The organism is Aurantimonas sp., assembly GCF_964217435.1.
Lineage (GTDB): Bacteria > Pseudomonadota > Alphaproteobacteria > Rhizobiales > Rhizobiaceae > Aurantimonas > Aurantimonas coralicida.
Genome location: NZ_CAXPJM010000008.1, coordinates 180149 through 204573, shown reverse-complemented (window position 1 = coordinate 204573; position 24425 = coordinate 180149). Strand labels below are relative to the sequence as shown.

Sequence of the window (24425 nt, the reverse complement as noted above, 5' to 3'; positions counted from 1 at the left end):
AGGGCCGGACGGGCATGGCCTGCGCCGCCGCTGATGGTCGCGCTTGGTTAGAGTTCGCACGGGTCGGAAGTCAACCGGTCGCGGTGCCGCTGCGCCGCTCGGCCGGAGGCCGGCGACCTATCGTGCGAGGCGCGTGACGAAGCCGAGCGTCTCGTCCACTTCGGCCCGAAGCGCCGCCAGACTGGCCGCGTCGAAGCCCGATCGCTCGCTCGCCTCGGCGGCGTCCGCCAGCGGAAACGCCCCGACATTGCGGCACGCTCCCTTCAGCGTATGGGCGATCTGCCGCAGCTCCAGCCCGCCGGCGGTCTCCAGCCGGACGCCGACCAGTTGCAGGTGCCGCACGAACAGCCCGAGCACCTCCCGCTCCAGGCTGCGATCGCCGGCCGTCTGCCGGGCGAGATGCACCAGATCGATGGGCCGCTGACCGGAGGGTGAGCGCAGGGCGCCCTCGCCTGCCGGGGTGAAGGCATCGTCGGGAAGTGAATGCGCAAGCGAGACCATGGGACCATCCGAACAATCGAGCGATGCGGTCCGGAGCTCGTAACATCGAGCTCCGTCCTGGACGCAGCTTCGATCATCCGCCGCCGGAATGGAGGAAGCGTTAAGCGCGCTGACCGGAACCTGCCCCAAAGCGTTGCAGATGTGCCATGTCGGCCTAGAATTGGACTCCAGCGGGCCCGGCGGGAATTTCGGTTTATCGTTAACCTTATGTTTAAACTTGTAGGGATCGGGCCCTTTTACGGTTTCTTTCGACGCGGTCGCTAACTAGCATCAATCGTGCGAAACTGTCCGATGGCCTCTGGCCGGGTGTTGACGGTTGACTGCGTCCGAATTCGGCGAGGCCTGAAAACCTGTCGCCGCTTCGGTGGCCCATATGCCGAGCGGGTCCAGAGTAACGAGTATTGAGGCGCGACGGAAATGTCCCAGACCAAATCCATCGACCAGCTTTCAGACGATACGGTCAACGAGATCGAGGAAGCCCTGCGTGAGGATTTCGAGGCCGGTTCCGACGATGGCGCGACAGTCGCTTCGGGACAGCTCGACCAACCCTCCGCCGCCGACCGCACCGATGTCGAGTTCTCCTTCGATGATTTCGAACGGCAGATCAGCGAGACCGCGGGCGAGCTGAGGACCGAGAGCGCCGAGGCCAGGCCCGCGACGGGTGTGCGCCGCGCCTCGCTGGCCGATTTCGTCGCGTTCGACACGCCGACCGAGGAGCAGGCGCCGCGCACCGAGACCGAGTACGAGCCGCATACGGCCCGCCCGGCCCCCCGGCGCAGCCCTGCCCCCACGCCCCGCCAGGCACCGCCGGCCGCATCGCGCCCGGCCCGCCAGCCTGCCGCCGACCTGCCGCGCCAGAAGGCAGCGCCGTCGCCGCAGCCAAGCCCGGCCGCCGCTCCGGCCCGCGAACGTCCGGCCGCGCAGGCCGCGCCGCGCCCCGAAACCGCCGAGCGCCGGCCCGAGCCGAGCGAAGCGCCCCGCGCCTATTCCCAGCCCGCAGCCAATGACGAGGAGCGCCGCACCTCGGTGATGGCCGACGCCCTCCTCAGCCGTCGCGCCTCGATGCTGCCGGTCTGGATCGGCGCCGCCGTCTCGGCCGCCTGGGTCGGCATCGTCGGCTATATCAGCTACGATCTCTACGGCTCGGACATCGCGACCCTGTCGGATGGCATTGCCGACCCGTTCCGCCAGTCGGAACTGGCGGTCATGGCCGCCGTGCTGGTCATTCCGGTGCTGCTGATCATGGCCTTCGCCGTGATGGTCCGCCGGTCGGCCGACATGCGCCTGATGAGCCGGTCCATGGCGGAAGTCGCCCTGCGACTGGCCGAGCCGGAATCCATCGCCACCGAGCGCGTCATGAGCGTCGGCCAGGCCGTGCGCCGCGAGGTCGCCGCCCTCGGCGAAGGCGTCGAGCGCGCTTTGGCGCGCACCGCCGAGCTGGAGAATGTCGTCCACAACGAGGTGAGCTCGCTGGAGCGCGCCTATGCCGACAACGAGGCCAAGATCCGCGGCCTCGTCAACGATCTCGGCGCCGAGCGCGACGCGATGCTGTCCCATGCCGAGCGCCTGCGCTCGGCCGTCGTCGGCTCGCATCAGCGCCTCGTCGAGGATGTCGATGGCGCCTCCGACCATATCCTGTCGCGGATCGAGGACGCTTCCCGCCGCTTCACCACGCTGCTCGATGAGCGCGGCGACGCCCTCGCCCGCGACTACACCCGGCGCAGCGACGAGTTCGTCAGCCTGGTGGACGAACACACCCGCAACGCACGGGAAAGCCTGGCGAAAGACAGCGACAGCCTGATCGCGCGCATCACCAAGAGCGCTGACGACGCGACCAGCCGTCTGAGCGAGAGCGGCGACGAGGTTGCCCGACTAATCGAACTGCGCACGGCCGATCTCGACGACCGCAGCCGCAACCTGATCGAGCGCATCTCCGTCGCCGGCGAAGCGATCTCCGGCCTGCTGCAGACGCGCGGCGACACGCTGGCGGGTGACAGCGAGAAATTCCTCACCGACCTGACCGGCGTTCTCGACGACCGCGCCATCGGCATCGCCATGAATGGCGAGACCTTCCTGTCCAGCCTCGACGGCGCCTTCGAGGAACGCCTGCGCGAGATCGACGAGCGCTCCAACGGCTTCGTCGGCCGCCTCTCCGATGTCGGCAACGACATCACCGCCCGCCTGTCCGCCTCCGGTGACGCGGTCACCGGTCTCCTCAAGGCCCGCGGCGAAGCGGTTGCCGGCGAGAGCGAGAAGTTCCTCGCCGATCTCACCGGTGTTCTCGATGATCGCGCCATCGGCATCGCCATGAATGGTGAGACCTTCCTGTCCAGCCTCGACGGCGCCTTCGAGGAGCGCCTGCGCGAGATCGACGAGCGCTCCAACGGCTTCGTCAACCGCCTGTCCGACGTTGGCAATGACATCACTGCCCGCCTCTCCGCCTCGGGCGACGCGGTCACCGGCCTCCTCAAGGCGCAGGGCGACGCGGTCGCCGGCGAGAGCGAGAAGTTCCTCGCCGACCTCACCGGCGTTCTCGACGACCGCGCCATCGGCATCGCCATGAACGGCGAGACCTTCCTGTCCAGCCTCGACGGCGCGTTCGAGGAACGCCTGCGCGAGATCGACGAGCGCTCGAACGGCTTCGTCGACCGTCTGTCCGACGTCGGCAACGACATCACCGCCCGCCTGTCCGCATCGGGCGATGCGGTCACCGGCCTCCTTAAGGCGCGCGGCGAAGCGGTCGCCGGCGAGAGCGAGAAGTTCCTCGCCGACCTCACCAGCATTCTCGACGACCGTTCGCTCGGGCTCGCGATGGACAGCCAGACCTTCCTGGCGAGCCTCGACGAAGCGTTCGAGACCCGCATGCGCGAGATCGGCGAGAAGAACGGTCTCTTCCTGTCCAGCCTGACCGAGGACATCGACAGCCGCCGCGACCGGCTCGAAGAGGAATCCGGCCGCTTCCTGCAGACGCTGGAATCGAGCCTCGGCGAGCGCACGGAACAGGCGGCGCGGATGCTGTCCGACACGTCCAGCCGCACCCTCGGCGATCTCGACAGCCGCCTGGCGGCGATCGATCACACGCTGACCGAGACCGGCGGTTCGCTGGTTGCCACCATCGAGGCGCGGGCCGAGGCCGTCGACCGGTCGACCGACCGCGTTTCGCAGGTGCTGGCCGAACGCTCGCAGGAGTTTGCCGGCGCCCTTGCCGAGCGCTCGCGCGAGATCATGGAAGCCTTCGAGCGCGGCCATACCGAACTGACGATGCGCGCCGGTGACGCCGTGACGCTCAGCCAGTCGGCGCTGGAGGAACGCACCGGCCAGCTCCGCACCCTCTTCGACGAGCGCATTGCGGGCCTCAACGCCATCATGGACGAACGCGCCGGCATGCTTGCCGGAACGCTCGACGATCGCCTTCTCGCCTTCGATCTCGCCAGCGACAGCCGCGTAGAGAACATCCAGGCGCGGGCCGGCGAAATGGATGCCGCGCTCGAGCGGACCGCCGCGCGCCTCGAGGAACTGCTCGGGCAGCGCCGCGAGGAGATCGAGGCCATGGTCGAACGCAGCGCCGAAGGCCTGCGCGCGGCCCTCGACGGGCGCGTCGGCGCCATCGAGAAGAGCATTGCCGACCATAGCGAGGATATCGAAGCCGCCTTCGCCTTCTCCCAGCAGAGTCTCATCGGCAGCCTGGACGATCGCGGAGCCTCGCTCACCCAGGCCATCGAGGCGACCGTTGCCAAGATGGAAAGCCTCGTCGGCAGCGCCCAGGGCGCCATGGCCGAGGGCGTCGACGAGAAGACCCGCGAAATGGCCCGTCTCCTCGACGAGCGCCGCGAGGCCATCGAGAGCCTGGTCGCCGACAGCCGTGACGGCCTGGTCAACGGGCTCGACCAGCGCATCGACGCCATCGCCAGCCTTCTGGCCGACCGGGTCGGCCGCTTCCACCAGTCGCTGCAGTCGGAATCCGTCCGCTTCATCAGCGGGCTGGAGGAACAGGGCGGCCGCCTGATCGGCGACATCGACGCCCGGACCGGCAATTTGACCGCCGGCCTCGCCGATCGCATCGCCGCCAACCAGACCCAGATGGCAAGCGCACAGGATGCCCTGCTCGCCGGTCTCGACGACCGTCACGCCGCCATCCGCACCACACTCGACGAGCGCACCAGCGTCCTGCGCTCGCTGTCGGAGGAAACCCACGGCGCCCTTCTCTCGGCGCTCGACGAGCGCATTGCCGGCATCACCGGCGGGTTCGACGACGCCGTCCGTCAGGTGGCAGACGACCTCTCCGAGCGGGTTCAGGCCCTGCGCAACGTGGTCGAGGAATCGCGCACCGCGATCGTCGGCGACGTCGACAGCCAGACCGAGCGCCTGCGCCAGGAAATGGCCGATCGGACCCAGTCCTTCGGCGACGACATCGCCATCAATGCCGGCGCGCAGCTCGTCGCGATCGAGAATGCCCTGTCGATGGTCGTGGAAGGGCTCGAAGAGCGCACCAGCCATCTGCGCAGCGCGGCCGAATCAGTCGAGGCGTCGCTGGGCCAGAGCCTGGACGGCCGCTTCGACCGGATCCGCACCGTTATGCAGGAAGGCCGCGACAGCCTGATCGGCGAACTCGACGGCCGCACCTCCACGCTGAACGAGGAAGTCAACGAGCGCGTCATGCGCGTCACCGAGGGCCTTGATGCCCGCACCGCCGCCATGCGCGGATTGCTGGAGGAAGCCCGCACCGTCCTCATCGACGGGCTCGACGAGCGGATGGCCGCCATCCATGGCATGGTCGACGGCTCGCAGAACTCGATCCTCGACGGCCTCGACGAGCGCACCGCGCGGATCAGCCAGGAATTCGAAGCCGGCCGCACCTCGATCGCCGCGGCGATCGAAGAGCGCGTCAACGGCATGACCGAAGCCCTGTTCGAAGCCGACATGCGGCTGTCGGCAGCCCTCGAAGAGCGGCGCGACAGCCTCGCCTCGATCGTCGAGGAGGCCGCACGCTCGGCCTCGGCGACCCTGGGCGACCGGGCCGACGACGTCCGCCGGGCCATCGAGCAGAGCGTCGGCGACGTTTCGACCTCGCTGGAAGCGCGCCGCGACGACCTGCTCAGCGCGCTGGAATCGGGTTCCAGCAACCTGACCGGCGCCATCGACCAGCGCTCCGACGCCATCTCGTCGGCACTGGAGCGCGGCCTCGGCAATGTCGAACGCACCCTCAACACCTCGACGGCCAAGATCGCCGACTCGCTGCGCCATGCGATCGCCGAGGCGACCACGGCCATGAGCCTTGAAGCCAGGCAGGCCCGCGAAGGCCTCGAAGGCGAAACCGCGAAGATCGCCGAGAGCGTCTCCGGCATCGACCGCCTGTTCCAGGCCTCCGGCGAGGAAGCCCGTCTGCGCATTGCCGGCGAGGCCGATCGTCTGGCCGAACGGCTGTCATCGCTCGCCGACGATCTGGCGGGACGCGCGGCCGAAGCCAGCACCACGCTGGTCGGCGAAGGTGGCCGGATCGCCGAGAACATCAGCGGCGCCGCCGAGGTCATCCGCTCCCTGTCGGAGCAGTCACGTTCGCGCTTCGCCACCGAGGCGGAGGAGCTCGCCCGCTCGATCACCGAGATCTCGGGCACCCTGCGCAGCGAGACCGAAGAGGTCCGCGAGAGCCTGGCGGGGCAGCGCGTTGCGCTGGCCGACAGCCTCTCGGGCATCACCACCACCATTGCCAGCGAGTTCGAGCGCAACACCCGCGACTTCGCCGCCCAGTTCGGCGAGGCCAGCGAACAGATCCGCTCGGCCGGCGACGAAAGCCGCCAGCGCTTCGTCTCCGATGCCGGCGCGATCGCCGAGCAGGTCGAGGCGGCCACGGCGCGCATGCGCGAGATGACCGAAGCGGCCGAAGTGGCGCTGCGCGAGAACACCGAAGGCTTCACCCGCCGCCTCTCGGGCGCCTCCTACCAGATCCGCGGCGAGACCGAACGCGTCGCCGCGACCCTGGAAGAGCGTGCCGAGCGCTTCAGCGAAGAGCTTGGCGGTGTCACGACCCAGCTATCGGAGATGCTGGCCAGCAACGCCCTGCGCGGCGAACTCGAAGAGGCGACCCGCCTCATCCGCGACGAGCTGGCCAATGCCTCGCAGTCGATGCGCGACGGCGTCTACGCCGTGGCCACGCAGCTGCGCGGCGATGTCGACAACGCCTCCCAGACCCTCAGCCGCGATGCCGAAAGCGCCCGCGAGCTGATGCTCGCCCAGGGCGGTGAACTGGCCAGCCAGTTCGCGTCGATCTCCGCCGCGATCCAGCTCGAGACCGAGCGGGCCCGCCAGGAGCTTCTCGACAGTGCCGGCTCGCTGGGCCAGGACCTGTCGACGCGCATGGGCGAGGCCGACCGCATTATCGCGGCCCGGGCCCGTGTCATGGGCGAGGATATCGACGAGCGGACCCGTACCCTCGCGACCCTGCTCAGCTCGCGCAGCGCCGAGATCAGCCGCATCCTCGACGAGGAAGCCCGGCCAGTGTTCGAGCGCCTCGGCGAGAACGGCACCGAACTCGCCCGGATGATCGAGACGACGACGCGCGACGCGTCCGACAAGCTGCGCAGCGAAAATGCCGCGCTGGTCTCGGCCCTCGGCCGCCGTGCGAGCGAAGTGGTGGAAACCCTCAACCGCTCGTCGGGCGACATCATCGGCAGCTTCGAGGAGAAGACCGCCAGCGCCGTCGGCGCCGTGTCCGACATCCGCGACAGCCTGCAGCAGGAGATCGGTTCGCTGGTCGGCCGGCTGTCCCAGACCAGCGGCTCGCTGCGCGGGCTGGTCGACGAGGCCGTCGAGAACCTCGGCGCGATCGATCAGACGCTGCGCGAATCCGGCGCCCGCTTCAGCCAGGAGACCGAGGAAGCGTCCAACTCGATCTCGCTGTCCTCGCGCCTTCTGGAGAGCAATGTCGAACGCCTCGACAAGCTGTCCATGACGGCCTTCTCCAAGGTCTCGGCGATCGCCGACCGCTTCCAGGATCACGGAACGGTTCTCGGCGAGGCAGTTCGCCTCATCGAGACCGGCGAAGCCAACCTCCGCGCGACCCTGGAAGCCGGCCATGGCGGCATCGAGGAACTGTCGGCAGGTCTCGTCAAGCGCTCCGAGGAGATCGGCTCGCTGCTCCATTCCTTCGAGGAACTGATGGGCGGCCTGTTCGATCGCACCGAGCAGCGTTCGCGCCTCATCTCCTCGCGTCTGTCGACCGAGATGGGCGAGACGCTGGTCGAGGCGGACCGTCAGCTGCAGACCACCGAGGAGCGCTCCCGCGCCACGGCCGAGGCGATGCGTCAGGCGATCCAGTCGGTCATCGAGGACGCCAGCGCGCGCTTCGACGGCGCGACCGCGGAGATCCGTCGCACTGCCGAGGAAATCCGCCAGGAGCTGGAAACGGCGCGCGCCGACATCAAGCGCGGCGTGTTCGAGCTGCCGGACGAGGCGCGCGAGAGCACCGAGGCCATGCGCCGTGCCGTCGCCGACCAGATTCGCGCCCTGCGCGACCTGTCGGATGTCGTCTCGCATTCGGGCCGTGCCTTCGACGTGTCGAGCCGTGGTCCCGAGCGGAGCCAGGCACCCGCCGAGCCGCGGGCCCGGACCGCGCCGCCGAGCTACAGCCAGTCCGCACCGCGGCAGTCGGCAGCGGCCGCCGTGGCGCGCCAGCCCGATGCCCCGGTGTTCACCGCCGAGGAAGAGCAGGATGTGGAGGACCAGATCGCTGCGTCCTTCATGACCGACGGCAATTTGGCGCATGATCTGCGTGGCTCGAACTACGACACGCCGCCGCGTGCACAGGCTCCGGCCGCCGAGCCGCGGAGCGAGGCCCCGGCCCGTCCCGCACCGGCACCGGCACAGCAGCGCACGCCCGCGGCACCGCTGCGTGCTCCGGCCCGTCCCGCCGCACCGGCACCGGGCGCTGCGCGCAGCGAGCCGGCCGCCGATCGCGGAACCGGCGAGCCCGGCGGCTGGGTCTCCGACCTTCTGCGCCGCGCGTCGCAGGATGAGGACGACAACGCTCCCGTCCAGCCGGCAGCGCCTGCCGCGAGCCAGGACCGCAACCCGACGGCGCCGGAAGGCCGTTCGCCGGACCATGTGGTGGAATCCCTGAACTCGCTGTCGGTGGATATCGCCCGGGCAATCGACCACAAGGCGTCGATCGAATTGTGGGAGCGCTATCGCAAGGGTGAGCGCAACGTCTTCACCCGCCGCCTCTACACGATGAAGGGGCAGCAGACCTTCGACGAGATCCGGCGCAAATATCAGCGGGACACCGAGTTCCGTGCCGCGGTCGATCGCTATATCGGCGATTTCGAGACGCTTCTGGCCGACATCGCCAAGAGCGACCCGGACAATGCCCGCAGCCGGACCTACCTCACCTCGGACACCGGCAAGGTCTACACGATGCTGGCCCATGCCTCGGGCCGCTTCGACGCCTGATCCAGACGAACAGGCGGCCGCCACCCGGCGGCGGCTCCCGATACATCTTCGGCCACGGACGATTTTTTCGCCCGTGGCCGAAGTTTTTTTGGCGGGCGAAAGCGCCATGCCGCGCTCCGTTAAGAGCTGAGGCCACACCCGAAGGCGCCGGGGCGCCAGCGAACGGCCTGGTGCCGCCGCTACAGGGTCGTCGCCAACAGGCACACACCGGGCGCGGTGCTCACGTCCGGCAACTGGTTCGTCATCCACAGCGCGGCGTCGGCGTTGCAGCTCGCAACCAGTGCTGCCCCGCCCGCAATCCCCTCGGATTCCGGCTTTCCCGTGCAGATCCCACGATCGAAAGCTCCGACGGGCCCGGCACCTAGCGACCCGTCCCGGGCGCAGCCACCCCACTGTCCGCCACCCTGACGCGCCCCCGCGAGTTCCCGGCCCCGCCAGCGTGGTTGCCGAAAGGCAAACGACGACGCTGCAATTTGGCCTGACGGCTTCAACATCGCGAAAGTATATCCTGTAACAAACCGCCTAAAATTCGATGCAAATGCGGTGACTACATTTCGCTTCAAAGTAAAATTGAACGCGCATTGTCTCCTCACGAACGAGGAGAAAGCACATGCAGAACGTCATCAAGCAGGTCGCGATCGCAGCAGGGTTCCTCCTCGCCATGGGCGCGGGGACGACGAACGCCGCAGCGGCCCCCGCCATGGCCACGACCAGCCAGACCTCCCAGCCGGTCGGCCATTACGAGTTCTGCAAGAGCTATCCCAGCACCTGTACCCGCAACGCCTCGGTCGCAGTGGTCAAGCTGACCCGCGAAGTCTGGGCGCAGATCGTCGAGATCAATACGGCGGTCAACACCAACATCTTCCCGCGCACCGACGCGGAAATGCACGGCGTGCCGGAGCTCTGGTCCTATCCGACCGTTCAGGGCGATTGCGAAGACTTCGTTCTGCTCAAGCAGTACATGCTGGAGCGGGCCGGCATTCCGAGCTCGGCGGTGCTGATCACCGTGGTGCGCCAGCCCAACGGCGAAGGCCATGCGGTGCTGACCGTGCGCACCGACCAGGGCGACTACGTTCTCGACAATCTCGACGACCGCGTTCTGGCGTGGACCGACACCGACTACCAGTATCTCAAGCGCCAGTCCGAGCGGAACGCCGGCAAATGGGTGGCCATCGCCGACGACCGCAACCTTCTGGTCGGCAGCGTTCGCTGAGGCGAGCCCGGCGCGAGGCCTGACAGATACGAAAAGAGCCGGCCGTTTTCACGGCCGGCTCTTTCGTTTGCCGGGTCGAATCGACGGGACGTCTACTCGAGGTCGATGTCCAGGATCGTCATGGTGAGGTGGTAGGACAATTCGCCCTCCTCGGTATCCTTCGCGAGCAGTCCGACGAATTCGTCGTTGAGATAGACTTCCGCCGAGTCGGCACTCTTCGGCAGCGCGCGGACCTTGATGTCGGCGGTCTTGAAGCTGCTCCTGAGGTAGGCTTCGAGCTTGCGGATTTCGTCGGGCTTCACAGCATTCTCCTGGATCGTCTGGGACGCCTGTAGCTAGGCGCCGGTCACTCGTTTCAATCCTCGGACGCCGCTCAGTCGTTCCGTTCGAAGCACTGGTCCATCGCCCGGGCCGGCTCGTCGCAATCGCCGGCCGATCCGATGACCCGCGCGGGAATGCCGGCCACAGTGGTATGCGGCGGCACTTCCTTCAGCACCACCGAACCCGACGCGATCTTCGAGCATTCGCCGACGCGGATATTGCCGAGGATCTTCGCACCTGCCCCGATCAGGACGCCGCTGCCGATCTTCGGATGGCGGTCGCCGAATTCCTTGCCGGTGCCACCGAGCGTGACGTCCTGAAGAATCGAGACGTTGTCGCCTATCACGGCGGTGAAGCCGACGACCAGCCCCGTCGCGTGATCGAGGAAGATCCCGCGCCCCATGCGCGAGGCCGGATGGATGTCGGTCTGGAAGACCGCCGACGAGCGCGCCTGCAGATAGAGCGCGAAGTCGCGCCGCCCGGCGTTCCACAGCCAGTGGGCCAGCCGGTGCGTCTGGATGGCGTGGAAGCCCTTGAAGTAGAGCAGCGGCTCAAGATAGCGCTCGCATGCCGGATCGCGGTCGTAAACCGCCTGGATGTCGGTCCTGAGCGTCGCGCGGAAGCTCTCGTCGGCATCCAGCATGTCGGCGAAGGCCTGGGCGATGGTGACCGCCGGCAGATCCGGATGGTCCAGCCGCTGCGAGACGCGATGAATCAGCGCCGCCTCCAGGCTGCGCTGGTTGATGATCGTCGGATAGACGAATCCGGACAGAACCGGTTCACGCGCCGCGACGTCCTCCGCCTCCAGCCGGACCTGGGCCCAGATCGGATCGACGGCCTGAAGGGTCTCGTGGGAATGCGAGCTCATGCTGCTCATGGAAGTCTCCCGGTCGGGATGCGCCGAAACGGCGCCTTGTCAGTGTCAAAGATCGGCGCGCGCGGCCGTCCGGGGACGCCGCGGCGGCGGAACGCTGCGTCCCGCCGCCGCGATCGGTCCGCGCGGGGGGCTCGGTGCGCGCCTCAGCCAGCCGGCGTTGCAAAGCCGTGCCGGGTGAGAAAATCGAGGATCGCATCGCCGAACACGTCGTTGCGATCGCCCGCCACCATATGCCCCGCGCCGGCGATGTCGACAAACTCGGCCGCAGGGACGAGGGCGCGGAATTCGTCGATCTCGGCGCTCGTGACCATGTCCGAGCGGCCGCCGCGCACCAGAAGCGTCGGAATGGTCAGCGCCTGCGCGGCAGCAATCATCGCAGTGCGCGCCGCGTCCCGGCGCATGGCAACGCTGTTCGGCCCGTCGATGAATGCCGGGTCCCAGTGCCAGCGATAGCGGCCATCAGTCGAACAACGCAGGTTCTTGGCCAGGCCCTTCGACGAGCCCGAAGGCCGCCGGTTGGGCAGATAGGCGGCGACCGCCTCAGCCGCTTCCTCGAGGCTGGCGAAGCCGTCGGCTAGCCGGTCGGTCATGAAGCGATGGACACGGGCGACACCGTCCTCGTTGAGGCTCGGCGTCACGTCGACGAGGATCAGCGCGGCGAAGCGGTCAGCCTCGCCCTGCGCCAGCAGGCTGGCAATGCCACCCAGCGACGCGCCGACCGCCACCGGCTTTGCCCCGGTCTCACGAGCTATCGCATCCGCCAGCGCGCTGGCATCCGCGCCGAAATCGAAGAAGCTGTAGCCACCGCCGGCGATCCATTCGCTGTCGCCGTGGCCGCGCTGGTCGACGGCGATCGGCGACAGGCCGCGCCCGGCCATCCGGCCGGCGACATGCGACCAGGCCTGCCGTGTCTGCCCGCCGCCATGCAGCAGCAGCACCGGATGGCCGTCCGCCACCGGACGGTCGCCGGCGAGACGATGTCCGCCGGCCCCCGCCCATTCCACACGGCGCGTGGTCACGCGGCTTCGCCCAGGAAGCGCAGGACCTCCGCCTTGAAGGTGCGGTCGCCGACAGAGAGCATGTGATCCCGGCCGTCGATGGCGAAGACCCGGGCATTCGGCATCAGCGCGGCGAGCGCGTCGGGCGAACCGGCAATGTCGTCGGTGGTGCCGACGCCGATCAATGTCGGCTGGGCGATCTGCCCGACCTCCGCCTCGGTCAGTTCCTGCCGCGAGGTGGAGATGCAGGCGGCCAGCGCGTGCCGGTCGCTGCGGGTGCGGTCGGCAAAGGCCCGGAACATGCGCCCGCGCGGATCGGTGACGTCGTCGAGGGAGGGTGCCAGCAACGCCGCGGCGATCGGGTCCCAGTCGCCGACGCCCTCGACGAGGCCGATGCCGAGACCGCCGAAGACGATCCTCGAGATGCGCTCCGGCGCCGCCAGCGCGGTGAAGGCCGACACGCGCGCGCCCATGGAATAGCCGAAGATCACGGTCTCGCCGATGTCGAGATGATCGAGCAGGTTGACCACGTCGCCGGCCATCTTCTGCGGTGTGTAGGCCGCCTCGTCCTGTGGCTTGGCGCTCTGGCCATGGCCGCGATGGTCGAAGGCGACGACGCGGTAGCCGGCCTCGTTCAGGGTCTTCACCCAGCCCGTGTCGATCCAGTTCACCCGCATCGACGAGGCGAAGCCGTGGACGAGCAGCACGGCGGGCCGGTCGCGCTCGCCGGTATCGGTGAAGGCCAGTTGCAGACCGTCGCTGGTGAAGGTGTCCATGGCTGCCATTCTCGTGTTTTTCCGATCGGACGTCACAGGCGCATTAGAGCCATGACGGAGGTTTCGCCACCCCCTGTTCATTCGCGACCGGCGCCATTATGGTCCGCCCCATAGCGCAACCGAGCCGAGGGCGAGCCGCAATGGCCGGGCACACGATCCCCCATTTCCAGAACGATGCCGGACATGATCTGATCGAGGTCGGCGTCAACGAATTCATGTGCTGCGGCGCCAACCCGCCGCACGACCATCCGCATGTCTATCTCGACATGGGCGACGAGGGTGAGATGGTCTGCAGCTATTGCTCGACCCTCTACCGCTACAATTCCTCGCTGAAGGGCTGGGACACGATTCCGCCCGGCTGCCAGTTCGAAGAGAAGGCCGCCTGACATAGGCGCCATCGGCCGGACGCGGCCGGTCGTCATCATCGGTGCCGGCATGGCCGGCCTGACGATGGCGCTGGAACTGGCGCGCCGCGATCGTCCCTCCATCGTCATCGAGCGCGCCCCCCGGCTGGAAGAGGTCGGGGCCGGCCTGCAATTGTCGCCCAACGCGCTGCGGGTTCTCGCCCGTCTCGGCGATCTGGACGATCTGAAGACGCGCGGCACGGTCGCCGAAACGGTGACCCTGCATGCCGCCCGGACCGGGCGTCCGATCGCGTCGGTGCCGGTGAGTTCTTCCGACGGAACGCCCTACCTTTCCATTCACCGCGCCGATCTCCAGGCCTGGCTCGCACGCGCCGCTGCAGCCTCGAGCCGGATCGACCTTCAGCTCGGCCGGGACATCGGCGCCATCGCACGGGACGGCGATGATCTGCGCGTCGAGGCCATCAGCTCGGGCGGCACCGAAATCCTGCAGGCGCCGCTGGTCATCGCCGCGGACGGCGTGAACTCGCCCACGGCCCTGCGCCTCGGCCTAAGCGGACCCGCGGCAACAGGCGCCCTCGCCTGGCGCGGTCGTGTTGCCGACAGCGCCGCCATGCCGCCTGCCGGTATCGAAGCCTGGCTGGGCCCGCAGCGTCATGCGGTCGCCTACCCCATCGCGGGCGGACGGGAGACCAATCTCGTCCTCATCGAGCCTGCGGGCGGTTCGGCGGACCCGGCAGACCTTCCGGCGCGCTTCTCGAAATGGGACCGGCGGCTCGGCGGCCTGATCGCGTCAGTCGACGCCTTCACCGCCTGGCCGCTGAAAGCGGTGCCCGGCGCACGGCCCTGGCGCCATCTCGATGACCGCCTGGTCCTGATCGGCGATGCGGCCCACGCCATGCTGCCCTATGCGGCGCAGGGCGCGGCCATGGCAATCGAGGATGCGGCGGTGCTCGCCGCCCATCTCGACCGCGCCGCCGACTTGAGCGGTGCACTGCGCGGCTACGAGACAGAGCGTCGGCCAAGGATCGACAAGGTCCGGTCGCGGGTCGGCTTTCACCGCTTTGTCTATCACCTGCCGTTCCCGCTCAGCCTCGGCCGCAATGCAGTGCTGGCATCGCGCTCGGCGGCCAGCCTCGCCGGCGATCTCGCCTGGCTCTACGACTGGCGCCCGCCCAGGGATTAATCAGCCGGACATCGCCCGTCGCGGAACAGCGGCACCGGTGGAACGTTCCTGCCTCGCCTCGACATGGGTGCACCGGCCAGCAGGCCGGCAGCCATGGCGGGCGGGAGGACTGGCACCGGACCGCGAAACCGGCCGTGCGACCTCTCAATGCTGCAAGGGACGGTTTCGAAAAGGTCATTTACATGCCGAAAAGTAACAGGACCGGCAGGTTCGTCGGTGTCGCCGCGCTGGCGGCCTCGACAGCCCTCTCAGGGCCCATCGCCGCTTACGCACAGGAGGCGGCAACCATCCGCGTCGCGCAGGCCGAGGAATTGCTACCGCAGGATGCGGCTCCCGCGCCGGAAGCGCCGGCTGCGCAGGAACCCGCCCCGGTAGAGGAAGCCGCCCCGGTCGAGGAGCCCGCCGCCGAGCCGCAGCCCGCCCCCGTCGAGGAGCCGCCGGCAGAGCCGGCACCGGAACCCGAGGCACCGCCGGCCGAAGCGCCGGCAGAACCCGTCGCGCCGGAGCCGGCAGCCGAAGCCCCCGCCGAAGAACCCGAGGCTGAAGAGCCCCAAGCCGAAGCACCGGAGGCCGAGCCGGCTCCCGAGGAAGCGGCCCCGGTCGAGGCCGAAGCCCCGGCGGACCCCGTCGAGGAAGAGGCTCCTGCAGCCGAGCCGCAGGCCAGTGAACCGGCAGCCGAGACGCCCGTAGAGGAGCCCGCCGCCGAACCCGAAGCCCCGTCCGAGCCTGCGGCGGAAGCCGCGCCTGAGGACGTGGCACCCGAAGCGCCTGCGGCAGAGGATACCGACGCCACGCCGGCCGAGCCGGCCGCCGAGCCCCAGCCGGACGCACCTGCTGAGTCAGCGGCCCCAGAGAACACGGACGGCGACATCACTGCGCCGACCGATGACGCTGCGCCCGCGACCGACACCGGCGAACAGCCGGCGGAAACGTCGCCCGACCAGCCGGCCGACGCCGCAACCGGGGAGCAGCCTGCTGCCAACGAGCAGCCCGCTGCCGAAGAGCAGCCCGCGACCGAAGCGCAGCCTGCGGCAGAGGATCAGCCCGCCGCCGAGACCGCCGCGCAGCCCGAGCCGACCGCTCCGGAATCGCAGCCCGAAGCAGTGGACGAATCCGTCCAGACCGAGGCCGTGCCGGAAGGCGGCGTCGCCGCGAGCGATGCCCGCGTCCAGCAGCTCGCCGAGCCGGTCGAGGTGACCCCGATCACCGCCGAGGAAGGCGAACGGATCGAGGCGCCGAACGCCGCGGCGGCGGACGGCAGTGCCGGCAGCACCACGACGAACAATACGGTGATCAACAACAGCACGACCACCAACAACACCGTCGTGAACAACACCACCGTCAACCAGCAGGCGCCACTGCCGCCGGGCGTCGAGGTCGTCTACCGCGTCGGCAACCGCGACATCCTGTCGATCGTCGGTGCCGGCGCCGTCGGGGCGCTCGCCGGCGGCGCCGCGGCGTATTTCATCCGCGGCAATGACGACGACCGCATCGCGGTCGATGCGCAGGAGCGTTACTACGACCGCCTGCGCGGCGATCGCACCCGCGAGACGGTGGTCCGCCCGAACGGCGTCCAGGTGGTCACGATCACCAACCGCTACGGCGACGTGGTGCGCCGCTCGCGCATCATGCCGGACGGCAGCGAAGTCGTGCTGTTCTACGATCCGTATCAGGACGACGAGCGTCAGGACGACTATTACTACAGCGACGTCGGCGCCGACCTGCCGCCGCTCGACCTCCGCATCCCGCGCGAGGACTACATCGTCGACGTGACGGATCCCGACGAGGAGCTCTACTACCGGACCATCGTCGCCCCGCCCGTCGAGACGGTCGACCGCATCTACTCCCTCAACGAGGTCCGCCGGTCGGAGCGCGTGCGGGACAAGGTGCGCCGCATCGATCTCAGCACGATCAACTTCAACTTCGGATCGGCGGAGATCACCCAGGAGGAAGTCGGCGACCTGCAGGCGCTGGCCGATGCCATCGCACGGGTCATCGCCGAGAACCCGGACGAGACCTTCCTGATCGAAGGCCATACGGACGCAGTGGGCAGCGAGCGGGCCAATCTCGCCCTCTCCGACCGGCGCGCCGACGGCGTCGCCACGGCACTGACCCAGTATTTCGACGTGCCGCCGGAGAACCTCGTCACCCAGGGCTATGGCGAGCAGGACCTGAAGGTCGATACGCAGGCGGAGAACCGCGAGAACCGGCGGGTCACCGTCCGGCGCATCACGCCGCTGGTCAAGCCGGTCAACACCGCCCAGCGCTAGGCTGGACGCTCACACCCGGACAGGAAAGGGCGGCCCTCGGGCCGCCCTTTTTCGTTTCCGCAATGATGGGATGGGAACGGGCCGACCCGCCGCTAGACCCGTCAGTCGTCGTCGTCGTTCGTCGGTCGTTTGGAGCCGACCGACAGGAAATCGCCGAAGGGTCCGAGGGGCTCGACATAGCTCGCCAGCACCTTGAGAGCGACCATCACCGGCACGGCCAGGAACATGCCGACGACGCCCCAGATCCAGCCCCAGAACGCCACCGACAGAAAGACCGCAGCTGCGTTCATCTCCAGCCGGCGGCCGACGATCATCGGCGTCACGAGCTGGCCCTCCACCGTCGTGCAGGCGAGATAGACCAGCACCGGCGCCAGCGCGTTGGACAGGCTGCCGAACTCGGCCAGCGCGATGACGCCGACGAGGAACATGCCGATCAGCGCGCCGATATAGGGGATGAAGTTCAACAGCGTCGCCAGTGCGCCGAAGATGATCGGTGTCGGCATGCCCACCCACCAGAGCAGCGTGCCGATGGTCAGGCCGAGGGTGACGTTGATCAGCGTGATCGTGAACAGGTAGCGCGACAGCTCGCGCTCGATCTCGTGGGCGATGTTGAGCGCCCGCTTCTTGTCCGACAGGGTCGGCATGGCACGGACGAGCTTCTGGTAGAAGAGGTCGCCCGATGCCAGGAGGAAGAACAGGAAGACCAGCGAGAAGCCCACAGAAGCGACGATCTGCGGCGCGGCGGTGGTCACATTGTCCAGAAGCCCCGGGTTCTTGACGACGACCTCGTCGGGCTGGCCGTCATTGGGCGCATTCCGCCCCGCGGCCTGTTCGACATTCTGCTGCGCCGCCTCCAGCCGGGCGAACCGCTCCTGCACCGAGCGCAGTTCCTGGTCCACGGCGGCGGCGTAGCGCGGTGCATCGTTGACGATGTTCGTGATCGGGTCGCTCAGCATGTAGAAGCCGAGCACCATCGTCACCAGCGCGCCGACGACGAGGAAGAAGGCCGAGATCGGCTCCCAGATCTTCAGCCGCCGCCGCATGAACCGCACCACCGGGCTCATCACCAGCGCGAAGAGCAGCGCGATGATGACCGGCAGGACGAAGCTCGCCGTCAGATACAGCGCCCCGAACAACAGGATGAAGAAGATGCCGATCACCGCCCAGCGCGGGCCGGCTTCGATATGCTGGTTGGTGACGAGGCCGATCGTCGGGGACAAGGTAGTGGAACGCTTGTCTTCACGCCCCTCGCTCGATCGTTCAGACAATGGCGCATCCCCTCGGGTCAGATATGCACCAACGGCCTGATCACAATGAGGTTCCCTTGCCGTGACGCAGGCGGCAACGGGCAGGCCGGCGCCGTCCACCCTGCTCCATGGGCCTCCAGCGCGGCCGATGCCGGCCGCGCTGTGTCAGGCAGCGTCCTAGTGCAGGATCTGCGACAGGAAGAGCTTGGTGCGCTCGTGCTCGGGATTGGTGAAGAACGCCTCCGGCTCGTTCTGTTCGACGATCTGGCCGGCATCCATGAAGATGACGCGATTGGCCACCTGCCGCGCGAAGCCCATCTCGTGGGTGACGCACAGCATCGTCATGCCCTCTTCCGCCAGCCCGACCATGACGTCGAGCACTTCCTTGATCATCTCGGGATCGAGCGCCGAGGTCGGCTCGTCGAACAGCATGATCTTCGGGCTCATACACAGCGAGCGGGCGATGGCCACGCGCTGCTGCTGGCCGCCGGAAAGCTGGCCCGGATATTTGTGGGCCTGCTCGGGGATCTTGACCCGCGAGAGGTAGTGCATCGCCACCTCCTCGGCCTTCTTCTTGGGCATCTTGCGGACCCAGATCGGCGCCAGCGTGCAGTTTTCCAGGATCGTCAGATGCGGGAAGAGGTTGAAGTGCTGGAACACCATCCCGACCTCGCGGCGCACCTCGTCGATCTTCTTCAGATCGTTGGTCAGTTCGATCCCGTCGACGGTGATGGTGCCCTTCTGGTGTTCCTCCAGCCGGTTGATGCAGCGGATCATCGTCGACTTGCCGGAGCCCGACGGCCCGCAGATGACGATCCGTTCGCCGCGGCGCACGGTCAGGTTGATGTCACGCAGCACGTGGAATTCCCCGTACCACTTGTTGACGCCCAGAAGCTCGACCGCGATCTCGTCGGAGATAGCCATGCGGTCTGCATTGCCCGGCTTGGTGTCGATGTCGACGGCCATGGGAGATTCCTTCAGCTTTTGTGTCCGGTATCCAGTCGCCGCTCGGTGTAGATCGAGTAGCGCGACATGGAGAAGCAGAACAGCCAGTAGATGAACGCGGCGAAGACCAGGCCGGTCGCCGGTGTGGTGGGGGTGATCCAGTCGGGATCGTTGAAGCCGCGCCGGACCGTGCCCAGAAGGTCGGCCAGGCCGATGATGTAGACGAGGCTGGTGTCCTTGAAGAGGCCGATGAAGGTGTTGACGATCCCCGGGATCACCAGCGTCAGCGCCTGCGGCAGGATGATCATCCGCATCTTCTGCCAATAGGTGAGCGCCATGGCGTCGGCGCCCTCATACTGCCCCTTCGGGATCGCCTGCAGCCCGCCGCGGATGACCTCGGCCATGTAGGCCGCCGAGAACAGCGCCACACCGACCAGCGCCCGCAGGAGCTGGTTGAAGGTCACGCCCTCCGGCAGGAACAGCGGCAGCATGAAGTTCGCCATGAACAAGACGGTGATCAGCGGCACACCGCGCCAGAACTCGATGAACACGATGCAGAACAGGCGGACCGCCGGCATCGACGACCGCCGGCCGAGCGCCAGCAGGATACCCAGCGGCAGCGACGCGGCAATGCCGCTGACCGCCACGACCAAGGTCACCATCAGGCCGCCCCACAGATTGGTGGGAACCGGCCGGAGCCCGAAATCGCCGGTCATCAGCACCATGAAGGCGAGCGCCGCGAGGGTCGGAACCAACAGCCCGAAGACGCCGGCGCCCTCGGACCCGGCACGGAAGCCGGCCCAGACCGCAAGAGCGATCGCCGCGAGCGACGCGAAGAACGCGGCGACCGAGAGGATCGAGAAGCGGTAGCCGAGGAAGCGGAACAGATCCGGATCCACCGCCGCCGAGACCAGCAGCAGCAGGAGCGCAAGGCCTGCGAGGCCGGCGGCGAGCTTGACCGGCATCTGCGAGATGTCGACGTCGGGCTTGGCCAGGACGCTGCTCAGCGTGGCAACGGCCGCGACCAGGAAGACCAGCGCCACCGTGCCGCCGGCGAAGCGGAACTCGCCGCCAGTCAGGAGCACCAGCGCCACGAACGGGAACACGGCGAACAAGAGGATCGCGTTCAGCCGCTTGTGGGGCACCCGCGGGATCGCCAGACCTGCCACCAGCAATGCCAGCAGCACCACCGTGACGTCGATGCGCCAACGTTCGCCGAAGGGATAGACGCCGTACATGAACTGGCCGAACTTGGCGCTGACGAAGGCCCAGCAGGCGCCGCCATGGCCACCGCCCTCGACCAGGCACGCGGTGCGATCGCTGCCGGTGAAGACCGCGTCGAGCCAGGCCCAGTTGAAGATGTTCATCGCGGCCCAGACGATGAAAGCGCCGGCGATCACGCTGAGGACGCTGTCGAGCGGCGTCGCGAAGAGGTTGCGGCGGACATTGCCGATGAACCCGACCTCGCTGGGCGGGGGCGGCAGCGGCAGCTTTTCCTCGGTGGAAACGAAACGGGCGACTTGTTCTTCCATGATCTATTCGCCCCCGATCATCGCTCGACGAGCGCCATTTTGGCGTTGAACCAGTTCATGATGAGCGACACCGTGATGGAGAGGCCGAGATACACCGTCATCCAGATCACCACGACCTCGATGGACTGGCCGGACTGGTTGAGGACGGTCGAGCCGACGGCGACGAGTTCGGGATAGCCGATCGCCAGTCCGAGGGACGAGTTCTTGGTCAGGTTGAGATACTGGCTGGTCAGCGGCGGAATGATCACCCGGAACGCCTGGGGCACGACGACCAGCCGCAGCAGCTTGCCGCGCGTCAGTCCGAGCGCCGAGGCGGCCTCGGTCTGTCCCTTGGAGACGGACAGGATGCCGGCGCGCACGATCTCCGCCACGAAGGCCGCGGTGTAGATCGACAAGGCCAGCCACAGGGCGATGAATTCCGGCCGGATCTGGATGCCGCCGGCGAGGTTGAAGCGCGTCGCGGTGGGAAATTCCAGCGTCGCCGGAATTCCGGTGGCCACGAAGACCAAGAGCGGCAGGCCGACGATCATGCCGATGGCCGGCCACAGCACCGGCCGGCGCTCGCCGGTGGCCATCTGATGCTTCTTGCTGCGCCGCGCGTAGAGCATCGTGGCGACGGTCCCGACGGCGAAGGCCGCAAGGGTGGCCCAGGCGACCGGCTCGAACAGGATGGCCGGAATCTGCAGGCCGCGATTGGTCAGATAGACGCCGACCGGGCTCTCGTCGATGCCGCGCGGCCCGCTCAGAACCGACAGCACGCCGAAGTACCAGAACAGGATGACCAGCAGCGGCGGGATGTTGCGGAAGGTCTCGACATAGACGGTCGAGATCGAGCGCACGAGGAAATTGCGCGACAGGCGCCCGATGCCGACGAGAAAGCCGACGATGGTCGCGAGGATGATGCCGCTGATCGCCACGACCAGCGTGTTCGCGATACCGATGAGGATCGCGTCCCCATAGGTGGCGTTGCTCGAATAGGTGAAGGGCGTGATGGCGATGTCGAAGCCCGACCGCTCGGCGAGGAAGCCGAAGCCGGACGCAATATTGGCGGCTGCGAGGTTCCGCGCCGTGTTGTCGACGATCCACCACGTGAAGAGCGCGAGACCGACCACCAGGGCGACCTGGATGACGATGCTGCGGACGGTCGGATTGTTCAGGAAACTGGCCCCGCCGCCCTGACGCGGCACGGAATGGGTTTCGACGGTCATCTACGCTCCCGGGCGTTGCGGAAGTTGACGATCCCCGGCGGCCGCAAGGGGCAAACGGGCCACGCCGGGCGAGCCGGACGCGAAAGACGCGCCCGGCCCGGCTTGATCAGCTCAGCGGATCGGCATGCCGTACTGCAGGCCGCCCTTGGTCCACAGGGCGTTCTGGCCACGGGCGATTTCCAGCGGCGTATCGACACCGATGTTGCGCTCGAAGATCTCGCCGTAATTGCCGACGGCCTTGATGATGTTCACGGCCCAGTCCTGCGACAGGCCGATGGACTCGCCGAAGTTCTTGTCTTCGCCGAGCAGACGCCGGATCTCGGGATTCTCCGAGGTCTTCATGTCTTCGACGTTCTCCTGGGTGACGCCCAGCTCTTCGGCGTTCAGCAGCGCGTTGTGCGTCCACTTGACGACGTTGAACCATTCGGTGTCGCCCTGGCGCACGGCAGGTCCGAGCGGCTCCTTGGAGATGATCTCCGGCAGGATGGTGTGCTCGTCGGCATTGCCCATCTCGAGGCGCGAGGCCGCCAGACCCGACGCATCGGTGGTCAGCACGTCGCAACGGCCGCTGTCATAGGCCGAGTTCACGTCCGACTGGGACTCGATGACGACCGGGTTGTATTCCATGTTGTTGGTGCGGAAATAATCCGCCAGGTTCAGCTCGGTGGTCGTGCCGCTCTGCACGCAGACCGTCGCGCCGGACAGTTCGAGCGCGGAGTTTACGCCGAGATCCTTCTTCACCATGAAGCCCTGGCCGTCATAGTAGTTCACGCCGGCGAAGGTCAGGCCGAGCGTGGTGTCGCGGTCCATCGTCCAGGTGGTGTTGCGGGCCAGAACGTCGACTTCGTTGTTCTGCAGCGCCGGGAAGCGCTGAACGGCCGACAGCGGCGAGTATTCGACCTTGGACGGGTCGCCGAAGACGGCGGCGGCGATTGCCTTGCAGTAGTCGATGTCGAGACCCTGCCAGGCACCCTGATCGTTCTGCGAGGCGAAGCCCGGCAGACCGGTGTTGACGCCGCAGCGCAGAACGCCGCGATCCTTGACCGTCTGCAGCGTCTGGGCGGACGCACCGCTGACGGCCACTCCGGCGACGGTCAGACCCAGCACGGCAGTCAAAAGTCTCAATTTCATCAGGAAACCTTTCCAGGCATGGTTTTCAATTCAATTCTTTTCTTTGTCGTTGAGAGACGCACCCATGCAGCAAAAGCCGCATCGCAAACGCATCTTCACGAGGCGGCTTGATCTCATGTCATAAATTTGTGCAGGTCAAGCATGTGACGCTTTTCTCCCGCCGATTTTGACGATTACGGCAATCCACGTCTCGCAAACAATCAGGAAGCCCAACAATTGAGCACTCGATCCGCGCAGCCCGGTGACACGCGTCTGGGGATGAATACGCAGCTCGCGCACGGCCCGTTCGACCCGTCCACGCAGCATGGTTTCGTCAATCCCGCCGTCGTGCACGGCTCCACCGTGCTGTTTCCCACCGCCAAGGAGCTGAAGAACCGGGCCAAGGCGCCGTTCAGCTATGCCCTGTCCGGAACCCCCACGACCAAGGTTCTCGAAGATGCGCTGAGCGAGCTCGAGGGCGCCGCGGGCACGATCCTCGTCCCGTCGGGGCTGGCCGCCGTCACCGTGCCGCTGCTGGCGTTCCTGTCCGCCGGCGATCACTGCCTGGTGGTCGATTCGGTCTATTTCCCCACCCGCCGCTTCTGCGACGGCACGCTGCGGCGCATGGGCGTCGACGTCGAATATTACGACCCGCATATCGGCGCGGACATCGCCAGGCTGATGCGGCCGGAGACGAAGGTCGTCTTCCTCGAGGCGCCCGGCTCCAACACCTTCGAGATCATGGACGTCGCCGCGGTCTGCGAGGCGGCCCATGCCGGCGGCGCCGTAACGATGCTGGACAATACCTGGGCGACGCCGCTGTTCTTCCGGCCGCTGGAGCATGGCGTCGATCTGTCGATCCATGCGCTGACCAAATATCCGGGCGGCCATTCCGATTTGATGATGGGCAGCGTGTCGGCGAACGCGGCGACCCTCGCCCAGCTCCGCGACACGCAGATGCAGCTCGGCGTCAACGGCGCGCCCGACGACACCTATCTCGTCCTGCGCGGCCTGAAGACCATGGGCGTGCGGCTGGAGCGGCACCAGGCGTCCGCCCTGGCGCTGGCGCAATGGCTGGAGGGTCGCGACGATGTTCTCGAGGTGCTGCACCCGGCCCTGCCCTCCTTCCCCGACCATGCCCTGTGGCAGCGTCAGTTCAGCGGTGCGAGCGGCCTGTTCGGCTTTATTCTCGACGGCGATGCGGCTGCAGCCGAGCGCTTTCTCGACGCGCTGCGCGTCTTCGGCCTCGGCTATTCCTGGGGCGGGCACGAGAGCCTCGCCGTGCCGGCGTCGCTCGGCGACCGGACCATCGCGAAGGGACCGGCCGCAGGCAGCCTGATCCGATTGCAGATCGGGCTCGAGGATGTGGCCGACCTGCAGGCGGACATGGAAGCGGGCTTCGCCGCCGTTCACGACCGCTGATCGTCAGGGCCC

16 protein-coding genes are annotated in these 24425 nt (G+C 67.7%); 6 read left to right on the top strand and 10 right to left on the bottom strand.

Annotation, left to right across the window (positions count from 1 at the left end):
* Positions 1-117: 117 nt before the first annotated feature.
* Entirely contained in the window at positions 118-501 is a 384-nt protein-coding gene (locus ACEQX1_RS04220) for an Hpt domain-containing protein (RefSeq protein ID WP_370196534.1), read from the bottom strand.
* A 417-nt stretch (positions 502-918) separates the two neighbouring features.
* Between ACEQX1_RS04220 and ACEQX1_RS04215 the strand changes: the two genes are divergently transcribed.
* Together ACEQX1_RS04215 and ACEQX1_RS04210 are read left to right on the top strand one after the other, a co-directional pair.
* The gene (locus tag ACEQX1_RS04215) at positions 919-8946 is read left to right on the top strand and encodes a hypothetical protein (protein WP_370196533.1); all 8028 of its coding nucleotides are present in this window, start codon (positions 919-921) and stop codon (positions 8944-8946) included.
* Positions 8947-9556: 610 nt separating this feature from the next.
* A complete protein-coding gene (locus tag ACEQX1_RS04210; protein WP_370196095.1) occupies positions 9557-10159 on the top strand; it encodes a transglutaminase-like cysteine peptidase in 603 nt (200 codons plus the stop codon).
* A 92-nt stretch (positions 10160-10251) separates the two neighbouring features.
* Here ACEQX1_RS04210 and ACEQX1_RS04205 read toward each other — a convergent pair whose 3' ends face one another.
* The 4 genes from ACEQX1_RS04205 to ACEQX1_RS04190 form a co-directional block, all read right to left on the bottom strand.
* The gene (locus ACEQX1_RS04205; RefSeq protein ID WP_024350566.1) at positions 10252-10461 is read right to left on the bottom strand and encodes a DUF3126 family protein; all 210 of its coding nucleotides are present in this window, start codon (positions 10459-10461) and stop codon (positions 10252-10254) included.
* 71 nt (positions 10462-10532) lie between these two features.
* Positions 10533-11357 carry a serine O-acetyltransferase gene (cysE, locus tag ACEQX1_RS04200; protein ID WP_370196097.1) on the bottom strand — a complete coding sequence of 275 codons (825 nt, stop codon included), beginning with the start codon at positions 11355-11357 and terminating at the stop codon, positions 10533-10535.
* A gap of 143 nt (positions 11358-11500) precedes the next feature.
* Positions 11501-12376: an alpha/beta fold hydrolase gene (locus ACEQX1_RS04195; RefSeq protein WP_370196098.1), complete on the bottom strand. Its 876-nt coding sequence runs from the start codon at positions 12374-12376 to the stop codon at positions 11501-11503.
* Positions 12373-13131: an alpha/beta fold hydrolase gene (locus tag ACEQX1_RS04190; protein WP_370196109.1), complete on the bottom strand. Its 759-nt coding sequence runs from the start codon at positions 13129-13131 to the stop codon at positions 12373-12375. Before ACEQX1_RS04190 ends, ACEQX1_RS04195 begins: the two co-directional genes overlap by 4 nt.
* 140 nt (positions 13132-13271) lie before the next feature.
* Here ACEQX1_RS04190 and ACEQX1_RS04185 point away from each other — a divergent pair, with 140 nt between their 5' ends.
* From ACEQX1_RS04185 to ACEQX1_RS04175, 3 genes are all read left to right on the top strand, one after another.
* Positions 13272-13517, top strand: a complete 246-nt coding sequence (locus ACEQX1_RS04185) for a zinc-finger domain-containing protein (RefSeq protein ID WP_024350562.1) — start codon at positions 13272-13274, stop codon at positions 13515-13517.
* Position 13518: 1 nt separating this feature from the next.
* Positions 13519-14679 (top strand): FAD-dependent monooxygenase, encoded by a 1161-nt coding sequence (locus tag ACEQX1_RS04180; RefSeq protein ID WP_370196560.1) that lies wholly within the window; start codon positions 13519-13521, stop codon positions 14677-14679.
* 182 nt (positions 14680-14861) lie between these two features.
* A complete protein-coding gene (locus ACEQX1_RS04175; RefSeq protein WP_370196532.1) occupies positions 14862-16949 on the top strand; it encodes an OmpA family protein in 2088 nt (695 codons plus the stop codon).
* 101 nt (positions 16950-17050) lie between these two features.
* Here the strand turns inward: ACEQX1_RS04175 and ACEQX1_RS04170 are convergent, their stop codons facing one another.
* From ACEQX1_RS04170 to ACEQX1_RS04150, 5 genes are all read right to left on the bottom strand, one after another.
* The gene (locus tag ACEQX1_RS04170; protein WP_210310258.1) at positions 17051-18169 is read right to left on the bottom strand and encodes an AI-2E family transporter; all 1119 of its coding nucleotides are present in this window, start codon (positions 18167-18169) and stop codon (positions 17051-17053) included.
* A gap of 204 nt (positions 18170-18373) precedes the next feature.
* Entirely contained in the window at positions 18374-19120 is a 747-nt protein-coding gene (locus tag ACEQX1_RS04165) for an amino acid ABC transporter ATP-binding protein (protein ID WP_187391889.1), read from the bottom strand.
* 53 nt (positions 19121-19173) lie between these two features.
* Complete coding sequence (locus ACEQX1_RS04160) at positions 19174-20673, bottom strand: amino acid ABC transporter permease (RefSeq protein WP_370196101.1); 1500 nt, start codon at positions 20671-20673, stop codon at positions 19174-19176.
* Positions 20674-20690: 17 nt separating this feature from the next.
* Positions 20691-21881 carry an amino acid ABC transporter permease gene (locus ACEQX1_RS04155; protein ID WP_370196102.1) on the bottom strand — a complete coding sequence of 397 codons (1191 nt, stop codon included), beginning with the start codon at positions 21879-21881 and terminating at the stop codon, positions 20691-20693.
* 111 nt (positions 21882-21992) lie between these two features.
* A complete protein-coding gene (locus ACEQX1_RS04150) occupies positions 21993-23012 on the bottom strand; it encodes an amino acid ABC transporter substrate-binding protein (RefSeq protein WP_040325598.1) in 1020 nt (339 codons plus the stop codon).
* Between the two features lie 258 nt (positions 23013-23270).
* On the opposite strand from ACEQX1_RS04150, the gene metC reads away from it, so the two are divergent.
* The gene (metC, locus tag ACEQX1_RS04145; protein ID WP_370196105.1) at positions 23271-24413 is read left to right on the top strand and encodes a cystathionine beta-lyase; all 1143 of its coding nucleotides are present in this window, start codon (positions 23271-23273) and stop codon (positions 24411-24413) included.
* Positions 24414-24425 lie beyond the last annotated feature (12 nt).